This is a genomic window from Variovorax paradoxus, from assembly GCF_022009635.1.
GTDB lineage: Bacteria > Pseudomonadota > Gammaproteobacteria > Burkholderiales > Burkholderiaceae_C > Variovorax.
The window spans coordinates 470,035-488,570 of record NZ_CP091716.1 but is presented as its reverse complement, the minus strand read 5'-3'; the positions used below and the strand labels follow the sequence as shown (position 1 = coordinate 488,570).

Genomic DNA, 18,536 nt, shown 5'->3' with positions numbered 1-18,536 from the left:
ATCCTGCGGTGGCCTTACTTGCCGGTGAATCGGGCTGGGCGCTTTTCCTGGAAGGCCTTGATGCCCTCGGCGACGTCCTCGGAGGCGAACAGCTGGTTCTGGTGCGCCCGCTCCATCGCCAGGCCCTGGGCCAGGCTGGTCTCCAGACCGTTGTTGACGGACAGCTTGATGTAGCCCTGGGCCATCGTGGGGCCGGCGGCGAGCTTCTGCGCGAAGGCCATCACCTCGGCGTCGAAGTTTTCCGCCGCAACGAGCTTGTCGACGATGCCCAGCGCCAGCGCTTCTTCCGGACCGACCGGATCGCCGGTGACCATCATCTGCAATGCCTTGCTCCTGGGGATCAGCCTGGGCAGGCGCTGCGTGCCGCCCATGCCGGGCGACAGGCCGAGATTGACCTCCGCCAGCCCGAGCCGGTACTTGCCGGTCGCGGCCCAGCGGAAATCGCAGCCCAGCGCGATCTCCAGCCCGCCGCCGATGCAATGCCCCTGGATGGCGGCGATGAACAGCTTGGGCGTGCGGCCGATCGCATCCACCGCTTCCTGCGCAATCGTCAGAAAATTCGCGAACTGGGCGCGCGTCGAGTTCTGCAGTGTCGTGATGTCGGCGCCGGTGCAGAAGAACTTGGGATTGGCGCTGCGCACCACCGCCACGCGCACCGCCGGATCCTCGGCGACCTTGTGCACGGCGGCGGTGAGCTCGCCCAGCATCGCGTGGTCGTAGGCGTTGGCGGGCGGCCGGTTGAACGCGATGACGCCGATGCCGTTCTCGACGGAAAATTCGATGGACATGGATCTCTCCTCAGAGGAAGCGACGGTTCAACAGGTTGTCGGCGGGCGTCAGGCCGAGCTTCCTGATCTCGGGCAGCGCTTCGGCGATGTACTTCTGGCGCAGTTCCTCGTTACTGTGCTGTTTGATGCCCCACTTGACGTACACGGGCGAGTTGACCGAACTCGACTTGCCGAACATGTCCAGCGCCGCAGTCCACCACTTCTGCAGCCGCTCCTGGGCGGCCGCCTTGCCTTCGGGCGTGCTGCAGATCTCGCGCAGGTGCAGGAAGCCGGACTTGGTGTGGAACTCCTCGTCGGCCTCCAGGCCGGCCGACACTTCGGCCAGCGGCTGGTAAGGGCTGCCGGTCCACTCGACGCCGACGTACAGGCCGACGCGGTCGATCAGCGCGTGGAACCAGGCCAGGTCGATCCAGTCCTCGAAGGGGATGTGGAACGCGTACTGCTTGATCGGCTTGGTGCAGTTCGGGTCCGCGCCCAGGCCCCTGAGCAGGTCCTCGCAGATCTTCCCGTGCTGCACTTCCTGCCGGATGATCTCGGCCTCGATCTCCATCGCGCGGCCATGCGGTGCGTAGCGCATGCCGGCGTCGGCGATCTTCGCCAGGATCTTGCGGTATTCGGTGTTGCCGTTGTTCTCGAGGTGCTCGTCGAGCAGCAGCTTGACGAGCATGTCCCGGAATTCGGCCGGCATCGCCGGATCGCCCTGCTTGTAGGTGCCGGCGGGGATGTGTTCAACGGTTTCCATGGAGGCTCCAGGGGGGTCGGTTAAAATATACTATCCGGATGGTATGTTGACGGCATCGCGGCGTCAACCGCGGGTTTCCACTAGCGTTTCCCGGCCGCCTTGGCGGCCGTCTTGCGCGGCGCCGCGGCGCCGGCCAGCTTGGGCAGCACGGGCTTGGCGACGGCGCGCCTGGGCGGAGCATTCAACCCCTGCGCCATCACACCGCCCAGCACCATCGAGCGCAGCGCCTTCACCAGGTTGCGTCCGTCCAGCGCGCTGGAGCGGCGGAACCACTCGAGGAAGGTGCCGTCATTGATCGCCAGCACCAACGAAGCCAGCTCGCGCGTCGGCACGTCGCGGCGGAACACGCCGGCCGTCTGGCCGCCCTGCACCAGCTTCTCGATGAATCCGCACTGCTTGGCGTACAGCTTCACGATGAAGGCCTGGGCCTCCCCTTCACGCTCCTTGAATTCCAGCGCCATCAGGATCAGCAGCAGCACTTCGTCGCGGTGCGTGATGCCGAGGTTCGCCTGGTAATGCACGTAGGCGACCAGCCTGTCCCGGGGGTCCGGGCCAGCGGCCTCGGTGACCTCGATCGCCCGGTCGACGACCGTGGTCTGCACGCGCCGGAGCAGTTCCAGCAGCACCGCTTCCTTGCTGCGGAAGTAGAAATACACGGCGCCTTTGGTGAGCTGGGCCGCGCCGGAAATCTGCTCGAGGTTGGTCGAGCGATAGCCCTGCGAAACGAACAGCCGCAAAGCCGCCTCCAGCAGCAGTTCCATGCTGGCCTGCCGTTGCTCGACTTTCTTGCCCGCAGGGCGGCGCGTCGCCGCGAGGCTCGCTGACGCTGATTTAGTCATTGGAGGGTTTTCCCTGATCGATCACGGATTTGAATGTACATACTATCCGTACAGTATGTCAACCGAGCGAACCATGCCGTCGTCCACCTTCACCGCTCTCAGCCCCGAGTCGCAGGGCAGCCCGTTCTGGAACCGGCTGACCGAAACCATGCCGCGCGCCAAGCTTGACGCGCTGCACCTGCAGCGGGTCCAGGCGCTGACCCACTACGCCTACGAGCACAGCGCCTTCTATCGCCGCAAGTTCGACGACGCCGGCATCAAGCCCTCGGACATCCGCTCGCTCGACGACTTCAAGCGCAAGGTCCCGATCACCGACAAGAGCGAGTTCATCAGCCTGCAGCAGCAGCGCCCGCCCTACGGCGACACCATCGCGCTGCCGCTGGACTTCGTCGCGCACCACTGCGAAACCTCGGGCACCACCGGCGTGCCGCTGGCGATCCCGTACTCGATGTACGACAGCGTGCGCTATGGCGAATCATGGGTCTACGGCTTCTGGGGCCTGGGCATCCGGCCGACCGACACCTTCTACTTCGCCTTCGGCTGGGGCAACTTCGCCGGCTTCTGGAGCGCCTACTGGGGCGCGCGGCGGCTCGGCGCCCGGGTGATCTCGGGCGGCGGCCTCGACACCAAGGGCCACATCGAGGCCATCCTGCGCATGAAGCCGACGGTGCTGATCTCGACGCCCACCTTCGCGATGCGCATCGCCGCCGTCGCCGCCGAAATGGGCATCGACCTGTCCAAGAGCTCGATCAAGTTCACCTACCACGCCGGCGAGCCCGGTCCCACCGCCCTGCCCGGCATGCGCGAACAGATCGAGAAGGCCTGGGGCGCGAAAGCCGGCGAGCTGCTCGGCATCGCCGAGGTCGACGCAATGGCCCCCGGCTGCCCGCTGGGCGACGGCGTCCACGTCAACGAGATGAACGTCTTCAGCTGGTCGATGGATCCGGAATCGATGCAGGAAGTGCCCGACAGCGAGATCGGCGAGAACATCGTCACCGGCTATGGCAACACCGCGCAGCCGCTGCTCAATTACCGCACGCACGACCTGGTGCGGCGCCGCAGCAGCTGCGCTTGCGGCCGCACCTGGTCCAAGCTCGAAGGCGCCGTGCTGGGACGCACGGACTTCATGGTGACGGTGCGCGGCACCAACGTCTACCAGACGGCGGTGGAGAACATCCTCACCGAGGTCGAGGGCGTGAGCATGCACTACGAACTGGTGCTGACCCACGAGGAGGGCAACGACTGCATGCGCGTGCGCTTCGAACCGGAGCCGACGGTCGACCCCTCGCGCTGGAAGAGCGTCGCCGCCGACGCGCAGGCGCGCATCCACAAGGCCCTGCACGTGCGGCTGGACGTCGTCGCGGTGGAGCCCCGGAGCCTGCCGCGCTTCGAGCTCAAGACCAAGCGGATCATCGACCAGCGGCCCAAGGAATTGCGCCGCGCACTGGACCGCTGAGGCAACGGGAGAGCACATGGACAACACAAGCAACCAGATCGATCGCATCAAGCAGGCCCGCGAGCAGATCGCATCGGCCATGCAGGGCTGCGACATCCCGCAGATCGAGAAGATGCTGCGCAACGCCGACATGGAACTCCACTGGGCGCTGTGGAACCTCGGCGAAGCCGTCGCCCTGCGTCCCGAAATCGAATACGCCGCCCGCAACGCCTGACCCTTCATCCCATGTTTCTGAAGAACTGTTGGTACGTCGCCGCCCAGGCCAGCGAGATCGGGCGCGAGTTGACGCAACGCTGGATCACCGGCGAGCCGGTCGTCCTGTTCCGCAGCGAAGCCGGCAAGCCGGTGGCGCTGGAAGACCGCTGCCCCCACCGCAGGGCGTCGCTGTCCAAAGGGACGCTGATCGGCGACTCGGTGCAGTGCGGCTACCACGGCATGACCTTCGACTGCGCCGGCAGCTGCGTCCGCATCCCCGGCCAGGAGCAGATCCCGGCGGCGATGAAGGCGCGCAGCTACCCGGTTGTCCAGAAGTGGCACTGGGTGTGGATCTGGATGGGCGACCCGGCCAAGGCGGACGAGGCGCTGATCCCCGACCTGCGCTACAACGACACGCCGGGCTGGACCGTCACCGGGGGCGTGCTGCACGTGCAAGCCAACTACCAGCTGCTCACCGACAACCTGCTGGACCTGACGCACGAGACCTTCGTCCACGCCAGGACCATCGGCAACGCCGCCGTCGCGGAAACGCCGATGGAATCCAGGGTCGAAGGCAGCGAGGTGCACGTGCAGCGCGTGATGCGCAACACGCCGCCGCCGCCCCTGTTCAAGCGGGTGCGCAACCTCACCGGCAACATCGACCGCTGGCAGATCATCCGCTTCCAGCCGCCTTCGAGCGTGTCGATCGACGCCCGCGGTTTCCCCGCGGGGACGGAGGACGCGGACAAGGGCCTGCGCTGGTTCTCCATCAACTCGATCACGCCGGTCGACGAGCGCAGCAGCAACTACTACTGGACCATCACGCGCTGCTTCGCGCAGGACGACCAGGAGATCACCGACCTGGTGCACAAGCAGATCCTGGCCACCTTCCTCGAAGACAAGGAAGTGCTGGAGGCGCAGCAGCGGCTGATCGAAACCGACGACCGCAACAAGATCGAGGTCAGCGTCAAGGCCGACTTCGGCTCGATCCACGCGCGCCGCGTCGTGCAGCGCCTGGTCGCGCAGGAGAACCAGGGAAGCGCCGCATGACCGCGCCGCTCGCGGACAAGAAGGTGCTGGTCACCGGCGCGGCCAGCGGCATCGGCCGCGCCATTGCGCTGGAACTCGCCGCGCAGGGCGCCCACGTGGCGGGCGCAGACATCCAGCGGCCGGAACAGACGGTGCGGGAGATCCGCGCCGCCGGCGGCACCGCTGTCGCCATCGGGGCCGACGTGTCCAGGCCGGAGCAGGTCAAGGCGATGGTCGCAGGCTGCCTGGCCGAACTCGGCGGCCTTGACGGACTCGTCAACAACGCCGGCATCTATTCCAGCCTGGTACCGCGGCCCTTCGAGCAGATCGACCTGGAGGAATGGCGCCGGCTGTTCGAGGTCAACGTCTTCGGCGTGATGTCCTGCTGCCAGGCCGTCGCGCCGCACATGAAGGCCAACGGGGGCGGCCGGATCGTCAACATCATCTCGGGCACGCCGTTCAAGGGCATCCCCTTCATGCTGCACTACGTCTCCAGCAAGGGGGCGGTGCTGGGCATGACGCGCTCGCTCGCCAGGGAGCTGGGCCCGTCCAACATCCTGGTCAACGGCGTCGCTCCCGGCTTCACCCTGAGCGAAGGCGTGATGGGCAATCCCGTGCAGCTCGAAAAGCTGCGCGAGGTCTCGCGCGACGCCCGCTCGGTCGCCCGCGACATGGTCCCCGGCGACGTGCCCGGCGCCGTCGCCTTCTTCATGTCGGCCGGCGCGTCTTTCATCACCGGGCAGACGCTGGTGGTCGACGGCGGCTCGCACTTCAATTGAGCCGCCGATCGAACATGCACTTACTGCACATTAATTCAGCACAGGAGACACCATGACCACCCGCCGCCTCGTTCTTTCCCGCAGCGCCGCCCTGATCGGCGCCGCTTCCACCGGCCTGCTGCTGCCGCAGATCGTCCGCGCCCAGAGCAGCAAGATCCGCATCGGCCTGATGCTGCCCGCCACCGGCACGTTCGCCCAGACCGGCCTGGGCGTCGACAACGGCTTCCACCTGGCGCTCGAGGAAGCCGGCAACAAGGTCGGCGGCCGCGACATCGAATGGTTCCGCGTCGACGACGAATCCGAGCCGTCCAAGGGCGTCGAGAACGCCACCCGGCTGGTCCAGCGCGACAAGGTCGACGTGATCGTCGGCACCATCCACTCCGGTGTGCAGATGGGCATCCACAAGGTGGCCCGCGACACCGGCGTGCTGAGCCTGATCCCGAATGCCGGCGTCCACGCCGCGACCCGAGCGCAGTGCGCCCCCAACGTGTTCCGCACCTCGTTCACCAATTCGCAGCCGACGTCGGCGCTGGGCAAGGTGATGGTCGACAGGGGCCACAAGAAGGCGGTCTGGATCACCTGGAAGTACGCCGCCGGCGACGAGGCCTTCGAGGGCTTCCGCGACAGCTACACCAAGGCCGGCGGCACCGTCGTCAAGGAACTGGGCCTGCCGTTCCCGAACGTGGAGTTCCAGGCGCTGCTGACCGAGATCGCCTCGCTCAAGCCCGACGCCGTCTGCTGCTTCTTCGCCGGCGCCGGCGCCGCGAAATTCATCAAGGACTACGCCGCCGCGGGCCTGAAGGGCAAGATCCCGCTGTACGGCTCGGGCTTCCTGACCGAGGGCGTGCTGGAAGCGGCCGGCGCCTCGGCCGACGGCATCCTCACGACGCTGCATTACAGCGACTCGCTGGACACGCCGCGCAACAAGGCTTTCCGCCTGGCCTATGCCAAGCGGTTCCGCATGCAGCCCGACGTCTACGCGGTCCAGGGCTACGACACCGGCACCCTGCTGATGCGGGGCGCCGACGCGGTCAAGGGCGACCTGTCCAACAAGAAGGCGCTCTACGCCGCCATGGAGGGTGCGGTCATCGACAGTCCCCGTGGCAAATGGACGATGAGCAAGGCCCACAACCCGATCCAGGACATGTACCTGCGCCAGGTCGCCAACGGCGAGAACAAGGTGATCGGCATCGCGGCCAAGGCCGTGGCGGACGCCGGCACCGGCTGCAGGATGGCCTGACACTTTCCTGTTCCGCCGTCCGAGGATCGCCCTGTGCGGGTCGCAGGGCTTCCCTTCGCACGGGCACCGCTGCCGTCGTCCCGGGTACATGCCCGCCGGCGCCGGCTGCAGGGACCGTGACGGCCGACTTATTTCCAGAGGTAAACAACCATGAGCGACATGCTCGAAACCGTCAGGCTTGCAGCCGTCCAGGCCGCGCCCGTCCATCTTGACCGGGAAGCAACGGTGGAGAAGGCTTGCAGCCTGATCCTCGAAGCCGGCAGGCAAGGCGCGAAGGTCGTCGGCTTTCCCGAGGGCTTCATCCCGGCGCACCCGTCCTGGTACACGGTGCGCCCCGCCACGGGAAGGGTCAGCCTCGGCCTGTCGCGCCGGCTGTTCCAGAACGCCGTGGTGATCCCGAGCGAATCGACCGACCGGCTGGGACAAGCGTGCCAGCAGGCCGGCCTGACGGCGGTCGTGGGCATGTGCGAAAAACGCCCGGACACGACGGGAACGATGTTCAACACCCAGCTGTTCATCGGTCCGGACGGTGCGATCCTTGGCAAGCACCAGAAGCTGGTGCCGACCGTCGGCGAGCGGCTCGTTCACACGGGAGGCTGGGGCGACACGCTCAAGGCCTACAAAGCACCCTTCGGCAACGTGAGCGGCCTGGTCTGCGCGGAAAACGCCAACCCGCTCGCGGTGTTCGCACTGATGAACATGTACCCGCTGGTCCACGTCGCGGCCTGGCCGTCGTTCGTCTCGCCCGCGCTCAAGCTCGAGGACCTGATCACGGCGGTGAGCCGCGGCCTTGCCTACAGCATGGGCTGCTTCGTGATCAACGCCACCGGGGTTCTCGACCAGGCAACGATCGACGCCTACGAGCCCTCGGCCGAAGAACGCCCCTTCCTGGAGCAGTGCAGGGGCCGCGGCTACGCGTCCATCATCGGGCCGACCGGGCAGCTGCTGACCGAGCCGCTCGGAGACGCCGAGGGCATCGTCTATGCCGACGTCGACCTCAACGACGTCATGATCCCGAAATTGATCAACGACTTCGCGGGCCACTACAACCGCCCCGACGTCTTCTCGGTCCACGTCAACGATTCCGCGCCGCCGATGCTCAGTCGCAGCGCCGTCGCCGGGACCCCGGCCGCGTTGGAGGCCGAATCGCCGGTGGAATTGCCGCTCACCCCGCTCTCGCTGGCGCGCTGAACGATGGATTTGGCGAACTTCCTGATCCAGCTTCTCAACGGCGTGCAGTACGGACTGCTGCTGTTCATGCTGGCGGCCGGCCTGACGCTGATCTTCGGCATCATGGGCGTGGTCAACCTTGCGCACGGCAGCTTCTACATGCTGGGCGCCTATCTCGCGTACTGGCTGGCGGGCCTCTCCGGCAGCCTCACGGTCGCCATCCTCGGCGGCGCCGCGTTGTCGGTGGTGTTCGGGCTGGCGCTGGAGCGGCTGCTGTTTCGCCACTTCTACCAGCGCGACCACCTCGACCAGGTGCTCCTGACCTTCGGCCTGATCTACATCTTCGAGGAGCTGCGCTCCATCCTGTGGGGCGACGACGTGCACGGCGTGAAGATTCCGGAGCTGCTCGGCGCGTCCATCCAGCTCACGGAGAACCTGTCCTATCCGGTGTACCGGCTGTTCATCTCCGGCTGCTGCATCGCGCTGGCGGTCGGCCTGTACCTGCTGATCTCGAAGACCCGGCTGGGCATGAAGATCCGCGCCGGCGCCTTCAACCGGGAGATGGCCGAGGCGCTGGGCGTCAACATCAAGCTGATCTACGCCGTGGTGTTCGGCCTGGGCGTGGCGCTGGCCAGCGTCGCCGGCATGGTGGCCGCGCCGGTGTCCAGCGTCTATCCCAACATGGGCTCGCAGGTGCTGATTATGTGCTTCGTGGTGGTGGTGATCGGCGGCATCGGCTCGGTGCGCGGCGCGCTGATCGCGGCCCTGCTCGTCGGCCTAGTCGACACCTTCGGCAAGGTGCTGCTGCCCTCGGTGGCCGGCATGCTGGTGTACATGCTGATGGCGGCGGTGCTGCTGTGGAAGCCCGAAGGGCTGGTAAAGCAATGACAAACAAGAATCCCGTGCTGTCCGTCCAATGAGTTCACCAAGATCGAATCTCGAAACCCTGCCCCGCGGCCTGCAGGCGGTGCTGGTCCTGGGCCTGCTGGTCCTGGCCGCCTTTCCCTTCGTCGGGTCGGAGTACTACGCCGGCATGGTGGTCCACATGATGATCCTGGGCATCCTCGCGATGAGCCTGGACCTGCTGCTCGGAGTGACCGGCATGGTGTCTCTGGGCCACGCCGCGTTCTTCGGCCTGGCCGGCTACACCCTGGCCTTCCTGACGCCGGCCGACACGCCGGTGAACCTGTGGTGGAGCCTGCCGGCGGCGATGGGCGTGTCCGCGCTCGCGGCGCTGGTGATCGGCTTCTTCGTCGTCCGCACCCGCGGCATCTACTTCATCATGGTCACCATGGCCTTCGCCCAGATGGTGTTCTACCTGTACCACGACAACAAGGTGCTGGGCGGCTCCGACGGCATCTACGTCAACTTCAAGCCGAACGCGGTTGTGATCGACCTGGAGAACAAGCTGGTCTTCTACTACTTCACGCTGGCCGTGCTGGTGGTGGTGTATGTCTTCCTGCGCCGGCTGCTCTGGAGCCCGTTCGGCCGGGTGCTGGCCGGAATCCGCGTCAACGAACACCGCATGCGCGCCATGGGCTACGGGACCTTCGGCTACAAGCTCGCGGCCTTCACCATTGCCGGCGCGCTGGCGGGCCTGGCCGGCTACCTTTTTGCGGCCAAAACCGGCTCGGTCAATCCGGAGCTGATGGGATTCCAGATGAGCGCGCACGCGATCATGATGGTCATCCTGGGCGGCATGGGCAACTTTGCCGGCGCCATCGCGGGTGCTTTCGCGTTCGAGTACCTGCTGCTGGTGTTCAAGGACCTGCCGACGGTCGGCGGCGTCAACCTGGGCAAGCACTGGCAGCTGTGGATGGGCTTGTTCATCGTGCTGCTGGTGACGTTCGCGCCCCGCGGCCTGCTGGGCCTGGTCGGGAAATTCACCAACCGCAAGGAGGCTGCACTTGAGTGACGTGCTCCTGAGCGCAAAGCAGCTGACCAAGCGCTTCGGCGGCCTGGTGGCCGTGAACCAGGTGTCGGTCGACCTGTGGCTGGGCCGGATCCACGCCGTCATCGGCCCCAACGGCGCCGGCAAGTCGACCCTCACCAACCTGCTGTCCGGAGACATCGCACCGAGCTCGGGCAGCGTCACGCTGGGCGATACCGACGTGACCGGCCGCGGCCCCGACCGCATCTCGCGCCAGGGCCTGGGCCGCAGCTACCAGAAGACCAACATCTTCCTGCCATTCACGGTCTGGGAGAACGTGCGGCTCGCCGCGCAGTCCCGCGGCGCGCATGCGACCAACCTGCTGAGCCGCGCCGCGAGTCTGGGCGACATCAATGCGCGGGCGGAGCGCGCGCTGGAACTGGCCGGATTGCAGCAGCGCCGCCAGTCGATCGCCGACACCATCAGCCACGGCGAGCAGCGGCAGCTGGAGATCGCGATGACGCTCGCGACCGAGCCCCGCGTTCTGCTGTTGGACGAGCCGCTCGCCGGCATGGGCGTCGCAGAAGCGGAGCGCATGGTCGCCCTGCTCCAGCGCCTGAAGTCCGACCACGCCATCATGCTGGTGGAACACGACATGGACGCCGTCTTCGCGCTCGCCGACCGGCTGACGGTGATGGTCAACGGCCAGGTCATCGCCAGCGGAACGCCGCCCGAAGTGCGGGCCGACGCCAACGTGCAGTCCGCCTATCTCGGGGAAGAGCACTGATGGCCGCATCCACAGGCGAAGTCCTGATCGACGCTAGGGGCCTGCACACCTACTACGGCGCCAGCCACATCCTGCGCGGCGTCGACTTCCGGGTCGGCCGCGGCCAGACCATCGGCCTGATGGGCCGCAACGGCATGGGCAAGAGCACGCTGCTCAAGAGCCTGATGGGGCTGGTCAAGCCGCGCTCGGGCAACGTACAGATCGCGGGCCGCGACATGACCGGCCGCGCGCCTTACGAGATCGCGCAATCGGGGGTCGCCTACGTTCCGGAAGGCCGCGGAATCTTCGGCAACCTTAGCGTGGTGGAGAACCTGAAGATGGCGGCGCGTCCCGGAACGCGCGGGCAGCGTGACTGGACCTTCGAGCGCGTGCTAGAGACCTTCCCGCGGCTGAAGGAGCGGCTGGGCCATGGCGGCCAGCAGCTCTCCGGCGGCGAGCAGCAGATGCTGACGATCGGCCGGGCGCTGATGACGAACCCGGACGTGCTGATCCTCGACGAGGCGACCGAAGGCCTGGCGCCGCTGATCGCCCGCGAGATCTGGCGGATCTGCGGCGTGATCCGCGAAAGCGGGATCTCCAGCGTGATCGTCGACAAGAACTGGAAGCACGTGACGCAGATCACCCACCACAACGTGATCCTGGTCAAGGGCGCAGTCGTATTGACCGGCACGTCGGACGAACTTCGCTCCCGGCCGCAGTTGCTCGAGCAGTACCTCGCCGTTTAACTGCCCTCGGTGGCCCATACCGCCTCGCTCGATCAGGCGCTGGACGATCTGCGTGGCGACATCCGGCTTGAGCTGCGAATCTTCCTTGATGATCTGCACGGGCACGCCACCGAGCTTGCCGCCGTTGCGTTCGACGACCAGCATGAAGCCATCGTATTGGTCCTGTCCCAGGGGTCTCCTTGATTTCAGTGCAAAAAGTGACGGTTCGACCGACGAGCGTTGGCGCGGGTTCTGGCGGTTCGTCACGCGCAAGTGCTTGTCAGACAATGGGTTTCTGTTGGTCCTCCAATCAGGCTGCAGCCCGCACCAATGTTGGGTTGATTTCAGCCGCTGGTGCTTGTTTTCGCCGCAGTTTGCGACGGCAGGATCTGCCCCGCGTAGCGCTCCAGTGGGAAGCGGAAGACGCCGCGCAGGTTGATGCCCTCAAGGCGGGTCGGCGCGATGCGCCCAGTCAGCTCCGGCGGCACGATCTGGCGCCTGTTGGCCCAACGATCCAGCACCGACTGCATCTGCGCCGTGTTCCACGCCATCACGATGTTGGCCAGCAGGCTCAAGGCGTCGGCCACCGCCTGCATCTCGTCGGATCGGCGGGCCTGGGCCGGCCCAACACGGCCGGTGTAGATGGCGCGCTTGAGCGCGTTCACCGCCTCGCCCCGGTTGAGAACCCGGCGCAGTTCCCTGCGGAAGCCGGCGTTGACGAAGTAGTCCGCCAGGAAGGCCGTCCTGAGCAGCTTGCCCAGCTGCACACCGGCGTCGTAGATCGGGTCTCCCCTGGCCGCCGACCCGAACCTGGCCAGCGCCGCCACCGCGCTGGCATGGCCCGACATCACCGACGCAGCCAGATGCACCAGGTTGTCCCAATGGGTTTCGATCAGTGCCGTGTCAACGCTAGCCTCGCACACGGCGGCAATCTCTTCGGGGATCTTCATTCCTCGAGGCACGAACAGGTGGCGTTGCCGCAGTTCGCGCAGCCGCGGGCACAGATCGAAGCCCAGCAGACGCGACAGCGCCATCGCGAAGTCGGTGTAGCCGTGCGTGTCGACGGCGAGCTGGGACGTCTCGATGCGTTCCTGCCGCACGACCCCTTCGATCGCCGCACCGGCCTGCCGCTCGTTGAGCACGATCGGCTGGGCGTGGAAGATTCCCCAGCGATCGCGCACGTGGCTGTACACGCCGATGGAAGCTGTCTGACGCCGTGGATCCTGGCGTGCCTGCCATACGCGGCGGCTGGTCTCCAGGCTCATCATGTCCGACGAGGCCAGATCTGCGCGGCCCCAGGTCGTCGCGATGGCATGGCGCTGCATGAACTCCAGCACCGCCTGGCAGGCCAGCGCCAGGCGTCGCTCATCGCCCGCCCAGCGCATGGCTTGGCGGATGCTGGTGGCCGACAGTTGCGGGATCATGCGCGCGCATTCTGCAGCCGTCAGGCTCGTGCCGTGCGCCAGGATGCCGGCGTAGACCATCAGCAGTTCCTGGCCTGATCTTGGCTCGCGCCCGAGCATGATCCAGCTGAAGCGCACCTGCGCATCCACGGCCAGGATGACCTCGGGCAACTGCACCTCGCCGATGCGCTGGTCGAGTCGCGTGCGCAACTTGGTGACTTGCGGATCTTCTTCGTCGGCGGCCAGCGGCGCCAGGTGCAGTTCATCATCCACGCGCAGCAATCCTGCGCGCGTGGCGGCAGCCACCGCGTCGACGCCGGCGCGAACGCGTGCAAGCAGCGGCGCGAGGAAGTCGCTCGCCTTGGCCGGCAGTTGCAGCCGGGCGTAGTGCCGCCGGGCCTCAGCTTTCCAGCGCTCGTCGGGCAGGAACAGCCGCTCGCGGCCGCGGAAGCTCAGGGAATGCTCAATCCAGACCGAGCCGTTGCGCAGCGCTCGGCGCAGGGCGAACAAGGTGGCGACTTCCAGCGCCCGCAAGGCACGGTCGCGGTCAAGGTCGGCAATGGCTTCTCGCCATGCCGGGCCCAGGCGCGGCGCCGTGACCTCGGCCGGCAGGCTCTTGGTGCCGGCCGCGTACTGGGCGCGCAGCTTGTCCAGCGCGTCCAGGACCGGATGCTCGCCTGTGGCCTGCCAGGACAGCCCGCTCACGGCCACCAGCAGCGAGCGCACCGGTGCATTGGCGTCGATCAGGTGCTGGCGGATGACCGACGCCCGACTGGGTGCGCGCCTGGCACGCTTGGCCGCGACCAGATCTCTCAGGCGCGCGCGCAGTTCGACATCCGGTACGGTCTCCTGCGCCACAAGATCGGCCAGCTCCCGAAGCAACTGCTGGTACTGCTGGGCCCAGTCGACAGTGGCGCTCACGCCGTCGGCGCAGTGCCGCCACAAGTCGGCAACGCGGCGCTGGAACATGAGGATGAGCTGGTCGGTGGCTGTCAGCAGGCAGTAACGCAGGAAGCAGGCCATCTCGAGCGTGCGCGCCGGCTCCTTGATCCGGGCGCTGACCGAGGGCGGCCTGCTGGCCATGCGCCGCGCATAGCGGCGCACCAACACGTCGTTGAGATCACCCAAGTGTTGATCGATGCCCAACTCCGTCAGGAACGCGATGCGCTCGAGCACCTCGGCGATCTGGCGTGTGGAGTGCTTGGCCGGTGCGCTCCACAGCCAGCTCTGGCAGTGCTGACCGTCCGCTCGGGTGCAGTCCAATGCCAACGACCAACGCTTCAAGGTGACGGCCAATGCCGCGGCTCGGATGGACTGGGCCGTGACGGCCTCGAGCTCGGTCAGTGCCGCCGCCACCAGGCCGCGGATGACGCGGTCGTGCACGATGAGCAGCCGGTGTTCGTAGAGCCAATGCCGGGCATGCAGGAGCAGCCGTTCGCGGTCGGCGCTGTGCGCCACCTCATCGCGCAGGATCCGTACCAACGCGCGGCGCTGGTGCTCAGTCATCCAGGCGAAGCCCAGTACCTCGCAGGCCTGCTGCTGGTGATCGAACAGGGTGCGGCCGCGGGCGTACAGTGCACGCAGCGACGCAAGGTCTGGCGCCTCGAGGTCCAACATCTGGCCCAGGTGACGCAGCAACAACGCTGGCACCGCGCGCACGCTGTTCAGTGGCCGGCCGCTCATGCGCACAAAGCCGATGTGCAGCGCCAGCCCCAACTTGTGGTTGTCGCCCCGCCGCCGTGCGATCAGCTCAAGCTCGCCGCGACTGAAGCTGAAGAAGGCCTGGAGCTCGAACTCGGTAAGTTCACGCGGGAGGTCGCGCAGGCCCAAGTACGATGTCTGCCAGCCTTGCATCGCCGCTGCTCCTCTTGGATCGGAAAGCAGCCAAAGATACGCCCCGCCGCAGTGAACAGCAATCCTTTTGAAATCAACAACTTATAAAACCAGAGCCGCGCCGCTACTGGCGATCGGAACCGTCACTTTTTGCACTGAAATCAAGGGGACACCAATCAGATCACCAATCTGATCAGCGATGCGGTCGGGGCAGGGCGCATCAAGCGCAAAGACGCCGGTGCAGGCAAGAAGTTCGCCGAGTACGTTCCCTACTGGGCTTGACGCGTTAAATCCCCGTCATCAGAGGGCGATCCGATTGGAGCGTCATGTAGGCTCCTATTGCAACCGTTGCTTGCCAACGGTTGAGGGCGGAATATATTCAAGTAAGCATTCCCGGTGGGTCAAAGTTCAACCCGCCCCGACAACACCAATGCTGTCATATACGTTCTACCGTTCCTTTTCCGCCCATGGCGGCCAGACATATGCTGAACGCGGCAGATGGAGCAAACTCAACACGACGCCGTATTGCTCCGCATGAACTTTCATCTCGCGTAGGGGGGTATCTGCCCTGGCATGCGGAAACCAGATTGATGCGGGGACTTGAGTGCCTGGCCGGTCGTGCTTGATGTCTGCGTCGGCGGCGAGCGCTCCATCCGGCACCGGAATCACGTTGTTGCGTGTCCGGAAGAAAGCGCCGGCCTTGGCCGCCGGCTCGCTCGACCATGCCCAGTTGATGAAGCCATCGTTGGACATCACGAGCACGGCCTTCTCATCCGTGTACTGCAACCACTTCAGGATCGCCGCCGTCAGCGACACGCCATAGCGATCGGCGCAATGCCCAAGCAAGTCTAGATCGACGGCGGCAGTGACCTGCTTGCGGTAGTCATCGAGCGGCATCAGCAGGTACGAAGCGAACAGGTCGGCCTGGCCTTCAATGTCCTTGTCGTCCTTCGACCAGTTCAGCATGTCGGCGTCGCTGCATTGGAACGACTCCCTGAGTTGCCGGTGCAGGATGTAGTGCCCAAGCTCATGGGCCTGCGTGAAGCGCACGCGTCCAGGTGAAGATACCGCTTCGTTGTAGAGCAGCAGCCACTCCTTTCGCCCATCGCCAGGGAACAGCGCACCGTCAAAGCCCTTGATGTTCGCTGCCTGCACTTGGGTAATGGGATCTGACCATCCGAAGATGCGGGCTGCCTCCATCGCGAGCGACGGCACATCCACCGGAAAACGATCCACGCCGTGTGCGGCGCTGAACACCTCGGCCAGTTTCGCCAGCCGGTTGGCTGCGCGTTGCGGTGTCCAGACCTCCGTCATTACGAGTTCTTCTTGAAGGTGCTCAGTATTTTGCGAAGCTGCTCTTTCGCATCGGGCTCGAGCTTCTGATAGCCGCGGAAAAAAGCCTCGTCTAGATGACGCTCTTCTGGGGCGCGTACATCCTCTTCTAGAAAGTAAGCAGCCGCAACACCCAGTGCGTCGGCCAATGCCGTGAGCTTTTCTGCCGAAGGTCGCTGGGATTCGCGGTTTTCAAGTTCCCAGAGGTAACTCTTACTGAGCCCTGCAAGCTCAGCCAACTTTTCGAGCGTCAGCCCGCGCTGCTTACGCAACTCATGCAGCTTCTCGCCGAGACGTGTCGCCATGGTCCGTCTCCTATCCAACAGTGATGGTTGAGAGTACCACGGTACCGAACTTTTTCTTTGACATCCGAGAAAACACGGTCATGCTCAGCAATTCACGGGGCCCGCAGACCCTGTTTAGTGATCGCGGAGTGATTGGGTGTGAGATTGGCACTATCGACGAAGCGGCCACGTTCGGCGACATCGTTGTCGTCGCTATCCCCATGAAACATTACCAAGCCGTTCCGGTGGAGCCGCTGGTCGGCAAGATTGTCATCGACACGAACAACTACTATTCGGATCGCGACGCTGGAATGCCGGAGCTTGAAGACGAGAAAACGACCAGCAGCGAGCTGTTGGCGAATCACCTTCCCAGGTCGAAGGTTGTCAAGGCGTTCAACGCGATCCTTATGCCGCACTTCGATCGCGATGGTGAGCCCGCCGGCGCGCTCTGCCTTTTTGCGGCGACGACGCGGAGGCGAAGAAGATCGTCGCAGATCTTCACAATCAGTTCGGCTACGACGCGGTCGACGTCGGTCCTCTCTCTGAGGGCTGGCGATTCCAGCCTGGCACTCCTGTTTACTGCATCCGCTTCAACAGAGAGTGGATCAAACGCGCCCTAGCCGAAGCAACTCGGTAGCTGCGTTGTGCGCGCGGCGCCGCCGCCGCGGACCAGCCTATTTATCGGGGATATTGTTTAGCCGAAGTCCAGTTGGCACGCCCGGAGCACTGTTGATTCGCCCTCTGGCGGAACTCCATCGGTAGGCCGACGGTCGCGATGTCCATCGTCACCAACGTCTGCGGAGCAGCAATATGGTACGACTCCGGGAACATCGAAGACCTGCCGGGATCTAGTGGACGCCCCTGAGCACTCGCGCGCTCGCCGACTTGACGTGGCGCCGCGCTATCCGATGATGCCTCGAGCTCGAAGCTCTGCCAACTTCTCGACCGGAATGCCAAGCATCGACTTCAAGACTTCGTCGGTATGTTGACCAACGCGCCACCCTCGTCGACTACCAAGTCATTTCATGAGACGTATCGATAAGTCCTGAGCCTGGGCGACAAGGAGCGAGGGGTTTGGATAAGCGCTTTCCGTGCTCGTGCGCCAAGATTCAGATTCGGAGTCCCGGTTCGCGCGTTGCCACCCGATGCGCCGATAGCGACTCTGAGATGGAGGCCATCGTGCCGTACTGAAACTTGGCTATTAGCCGTTTTTAGCGAGACAGAATCATGGAGACAACGCAAGCGAGCAAAGAGGCCGGAGTCGGAAGCAGGAAGCTCTTTGAGAACGACAAAATCATCGTTTGGGACTTTGTTCTGCCCGCAGGCGAAGAGACCCCTGTTCACACGCATGACCATTCGTACATGTGGTTCGCAGTCCAGGGGGCGCCTCTTCAAATCTACGACGAGCATGGGAACGACGTGGGCCTGTTCCCGGTTCCCACCAACGGCATCTTTGAGCTCAAAGTCCAAGACGGCACCATTGAGGTGATGTCGGAGATTGGCAAGGGTGTCAAAGTACCAGCAAAACACAAAGCAAAGAACGTCGGGACCGAGGACTACCGAGAAATTCTGGTGGAGTGGAAGTAGGCCTTTCAGCTCTTCCAGTTGGCAAACCACGCACTGGCGCTCCAAGTGTGGGCGTCAGTGGCCGAACCTTCGCTCAGGCAATCCCATTCAAACGGAGGGGAGAGCGCCCGCGAGATGTCTTCAAACGACCTCGAGAAGTTTGCGGTATTTGCTGGGCGCAAAACCCTGCATCCCAACGAAGAAGCGCGTGAAGTTTCCAGCCGTATCGAATCCCAGGTCAAAGGCAATGTCCTGCAGGGAGATGTCGCGCTGAGCAACCTTCTGCAGGCTCGCTTCCATCTTCAACATGCTCAGAAACAAGGTGGGCGGCAGTCCGGTCGACTTCTTGAAAAGCCTGAAGAACTGCGCGCGTGACAACCCAGCTAAAGCCGCCATGTCCTCAGGGCTGCTGAGCATGTCACCGTCGCCAAGCATGCGTTCGACAATCTTTCGAATGCGCGCGTCGTAGTCGCGCTCAACCCGTGCGCTTGCGAGCTGAGGGGTGAGCGTCCAGTCCAA

19 protein-coding genes and 1 pseudogene are annotated in these 18,536 nt (G+C 65.0%); 12 read left to right on the top strand and 8 right to left on the bottom strand.

Annotated features, from left to right (window positions below):
- Positions 1–14: 14 nt before the first annotated feature.
- The 3 genes from L3V85_RS02440 to L3V85_RS02430 all read right to left on the bottom strand — a co-directional run bounded on the left by L3V85_RS02440 (position 15) and on the right by L3V85_RS02430 (position 2,369).
- Positions 15–788 carry an enoyl-CoA hydratase/isomerase family protein gene (locus L3V85_RS02440; RefSeq protein WP_237677839.1) on the bottom strand — a complete coding sequence of 258 codons (774 nt, stop codon included), beginning with the start codon at positions 786–788 and terminating at the stop codon, positions 15–17.
- 10 nt (positions 789–798) lie between these two features.
- Positions 799–1,530 carry a Phenylacetic acid catabolic protein gene (locus L3V85_RS02435; protein ID WP_237677838.1) on the bottom strand — a complete coding sequence of 244 codons (732 nt, stop codon included), beginning with the start codon at positions 1,528–1,530 and terminating at the stop codon, positions 799–801.
- An 80-nt stretch (positions 1,531–1,610) separates the two neighbouring features.
- A complete protein-coding gene (locus tag L3V85_RS02430; protein WP_237677837.1) occupies positions 1,611–2,369 on the bottom strand; it encodes a TetR/AcrR family transcriptional regulator in 759 nt (252 codons plus the stop codon).
- A 73-nt stretch (positions 2,370–2,442) separates the two neighbouring features.
- Here L3V85_RS02430 and L3V85_RS02425 point away from each other — a divergent pair, with 73 nt between their 5' ends.
- The 10 genes from L3V85_RS02425 to L3V85_RS02380 all read left to right on the top strand — a co-directional run bounded on the left by L3V85_RS02425 (position 2,443) and on the right by L3V85_RS02380 (position 11,620).
- Positions 2,443–3,825, top strand: coding sequence for a phenylacetate--CoA ligase family protein (locus tag L3V85_RS02425; RefSeq protein ID WP_237677836.1), 1,383 nt, complete (start codon positions 2,443–2,445; stop codon positions 3,823–3,825).
- 16 nt (positions 3,826–3,841) lie between these two features.
- Complete coding sequence (locus L3V85_RS02420; RefSeq protein ID WP_237677835.1) at positions 3,842–4,039, top strand: hypothetical protein; 198 nt, start codon at positions 3,842–3,844, stop codon at positions 4,037–4,039.
- An 11-nt stretch (positions 4,040–4,050) separates the two neighbouring features.
- On the top strand, positions 4,051–5,070 hold the full coding sequence (locus L3V85_RS02415) for an aromatic ring-hydroxylating dioxygenase subunit alpha (RefSeq protein ID WP_237677834.1): 1,020 nt from the start codon (positions 4,051–4,053) through the stop codon (positions 5,068–5,070).
- Positions 5,067–5,828 (top strand): SDR family NAD(P)-dependent oxidoreductase, encoded by a 762-nt coding sequence (locus L3V85_RS02410; RefSeq protein ID WP_237677833.1) that lies wholly within the window; start codon positions 5,067–5,069, stop codon positions 5,826–5,828. The genes L3V85_RS02415 and L3V85_RS02410 overlap by 4 nt, the downstream gene beginning before the upstream one ends.
- A gap of 52 nt (positions 5,829–5,880) precedes the next feature.
- On the top strand, positions 5,881–7,068 hold the full coding sequence (locus tag L3V85_RS02405; RefSeq protein ID WP_237677832.1) for an ABC transporter substrate-binding protein: 1,188 nt from the start codon (positions 5,881–5,883) through the stop codon (positions 7,066–7,068).
- A gap of 150 nt (positions 7,069–7,218) precedes the next feature.
- Positions 7,219–8,259 (top strand): carbon-nitrogen hydrolase family protein, encoded by a 1,041-nt coding sequence (locus tag L3V85_RS02400; RefSeq protein ID WP_237677831.1) that lies wholly within the window; start codon positions 7,219–7,221, stop codon positions 8,257–8,259.
- 3 nt (positions 8,260–8,262) lie between these two features.
- A complete protein-coding gene (locus L3V85_RS02395; RefSeq protein ID WP_237677830.1) occupies positions 8,263–9,126 on the top strand; it encodes a branched-chain amino acid ABC transporter permease in 864 nt (287 codons plus the stop codon).
- Positions 9,127–9,154: 28 nt separating this feature from the next.
- Complete coding sequence (locus L3V85_RS02390) at positions 9,155–10,153, top strand: branched-chain amino acid ABC transporter permease (protein WP_237677829.1); 999 nt, start codon at positions 9,155–9,157, stop codon at positions 10,151–10,153.
- Positions 10,146–10,895: an ABC transporter ATP-binding protein gene (locus tag L3V85_RS02385; protein ID WP_237677828.1), complete on the top strand. Its 750-nt coding sequence runs from the start codon at positions 10,146–10,148 to the stop codon at positions 10,893–10,895. The genes L3V85_RS02390 and L3V85_RS02385 overlap by 8 nt, the downstream gene beginning before the upstream one ends.
- Positions 10,895–11,620, top strand: coding sequence for an ABC transporter ATP-binding protein (locus tag L3V85_RS02380; protein ID WP_237677827.1), 726 nt, complete (start codon positions 10,895–10,897; stop codon positions 11,618–11,620). The genes L3V85_RS02385 and L3V85_RS02380 overlap by 1 nt, the downstream gene beginning before the upstream one ends.
- Before the next feature lie 24 nt (positions 11,621–11,644).
- On the opposite strand, the pseudogene L3V85_RS02375 reads toward L3V85_RS02380, so the two are convergent.
- From L3V85_RS02375 to L3V85_RS02360, 4 genes and pseudogenes are all read right to left on the bottom strand, one after another.
- Positions 11,645–11,791, bottom strand: a pseudogene (locus L3V85_RS02375) (ABC transporter substrate-binding protein); the annotation flags it as partial.
- Between the two features lie 152 nt (positions 11,792–11,943).
- Positions 11,944–14,856, bottom strand: coding sequence for a Tn3 family transposase (locus tag L3V85_RS02370; protein ID WP_237677826.1), 2,913 nt, complete (start codon positions 14,854–14,856; stop codon positions 11,944–11,946).
- Positions 14,857–15,282: 426 nt separating this feature from the next.
- Positions 15,283–16,149 (bottom strand): ImmA/IrrE family metallo-endopeptidase, encoded by an 867-nt coding sequence (locus L3V85_RS02365; protein ID WP_237677825.1) that lies wholly within the window; start codon positions 16,147–16,149, stop codon positions 15,283–15,285.
- On the bottom strand, positions 16,149–16,472 hold the full coding sequence (locus tag L3V85_RS02360) for a helix-turn-helix domain-containing protein (protein WP_237677824.1): 324 nt from the start codon (positions 16,470–16,472) through the stop codon (positions 16,149–16,151). The genes L3V85_RS02365 and L3V85_RS02360 overlap by 1 nt, the downstream gene beginning before the upstream one ends.
- Positions 16,473–16,552: 80 nt before the next feature.
- Between L3V85_RS02360 and L3V85_RS02355 the strand changes: the two genes are divergently transcribed.
- A complete protein-coding gene (locus L3V85_RS02355; protein WP_237677823.1) occupies positions 16,553–17,071 on the top strand; it encodes an NADPH-dependent F420 reductase in 519 nt (172 codons plus the stop codon).
- Between the two features lie 607 nt (positions 17,072–17,678).
- Complete coding sequence (locus tag L3V85_RS02350) at positions 17,679–18,038, top strand: hypothetical protein (protein ID WP_237677822.1); 360 nt, start codon at positions 17,679–17,681, stop codon at positions 18,036–18,038.
- A gap of 120 nt (positions 18,039–18,158) precedes the next feature.
- On the opposite strand, the gene L3V85_RS02345 is transcribed toward L3V85_RS02350, so the two are convergent.
- The gene (locus L3V85_RS02345) at positions 18,159–18,536 is read right to left on the bottom strand and encodes a helix-turn-helix domain-containing protein (RefSeq protein WP_237677821.1); all 378 of its coding nucleotides are present in this window, start codon (positions 18,534–18,536) and stop codon (positions 18,159–18,161) included.

Coding starts and splice junctions, on each gene's coding strand:
- L3V85_RS02440 (WP_237677839.1), bottom strand. CDS start 788: ATGTCCATCGAATTTTCCGTCGAGAACGGCATCGGCGTCATCGCGTTC.
- L3V85_RS02435 (WP_237677838.1), bottom strand. CDS start 1,530: ATGGAAACCGTTGAACACATCCCCGCCGGCACCTACAAGCAGGGCGAT.
- L3V85_RS02430 (WP_237677837.1), bottom strand. CDS start 2,369: ATGACTAAATCAGCGTCAGCGAGCCTCGCGGCGACGCGCCGCCCTGCG.
- L3V85_RS02425 (WP_237677836.1), top strand. CDS start 2,443: ATGCCGTCGTCCACCTTCACCGCTCTCAGCCCCGAGTCGCAGGGCAGC.
- L3V85_RS02420 (WP_237677835.1), top strand. CDS start 3,842: ATGGACAACACAAGCAACCAGATCGATCGCATCAAGCAGGCCCGCGAG.
- L3V85_RS02415 (WP_237677834.1), top strand. CDS start 4,051: ATGTTTCTGAAGAACTGTTGGTACGTCGCCGCCCAGGCCAGCGAGATC.
- L3V85_RS02410 (WP_237677833.1), top strand. CDS start 5,067: ATGACCGCGCCGCTCGCGGACAAGAAGGTGCTGGTCACCGGCGCGGCC.
- L3V85_RS02405 (WP_237677832.1), top strand. CDS start 5,881: ATGACCACCCGCCGCCTCGTTCTTTCCCGCAGCGCCGCCCTGATCGGC.
- L3V85_RS02400 (WP_237677831.1), top strand. CDS start 7,219: ATGAGCGACATGCTCGAAACCGTCAGGCTTGCAGCCGTCCAGGCCGCG.
- L3V85_RS02395 (WP_237677830.1), top strand. CDS start 8,263: ATGGATTTGGCGAACTTCCTGATCCAGCTTCTCAACGGCGTGCAGTAC.
- L3V85_RS02390 (WP_237677829.1), top strand. CDS start 9,155: ATGAGTTCACCAAGATCGAATCTCGAAACCCTGCCCCGCGGCCTGCAG.
- L3V85_RS02380 (WP_237677827.1), top strand. CDS start 10,895: ATGGCCGCATCCACAGGCGAAGTCCTGATCGACGCTAGGGGCCTGCAC.
- L3V85_RS02370 (WP_237677826.1), bottom strand. CDS start 14,856: ATGCAAGGCTGGCAGACATCGTACTTGGGCCTGCGCGACCTCCCGCGT.
- L3V85_RS02365 (WP_237677825.1), bottom strand. CDS start 16,149: ATGACGGAGGTCTGGACACCGCAACGCGCAGCCAACCGGCTGGCGAAA.
- L3V85_RS02360 (WP_237677824.1), bottom strand. CDS start 16,472: ATGGCGACACGTCTCGGCGAGAAGCTGCATGAGTTGCGTAAGCAGCGC.
- L3V85_RS02355 (WP_237677823.1), top strand. CDS start 16,553: ATGCTCAGCAATTCACGGGGCCCGCAGACCCTGTTTAGTGATCGCGGA.
- L3V85_RS02350 (WP_237677822.1), top strand. CDS start 17,679: ATGGAGACAACGCAAGCGAGCAAAGAGGCCGGAGTCGGAAGCAGGAAG.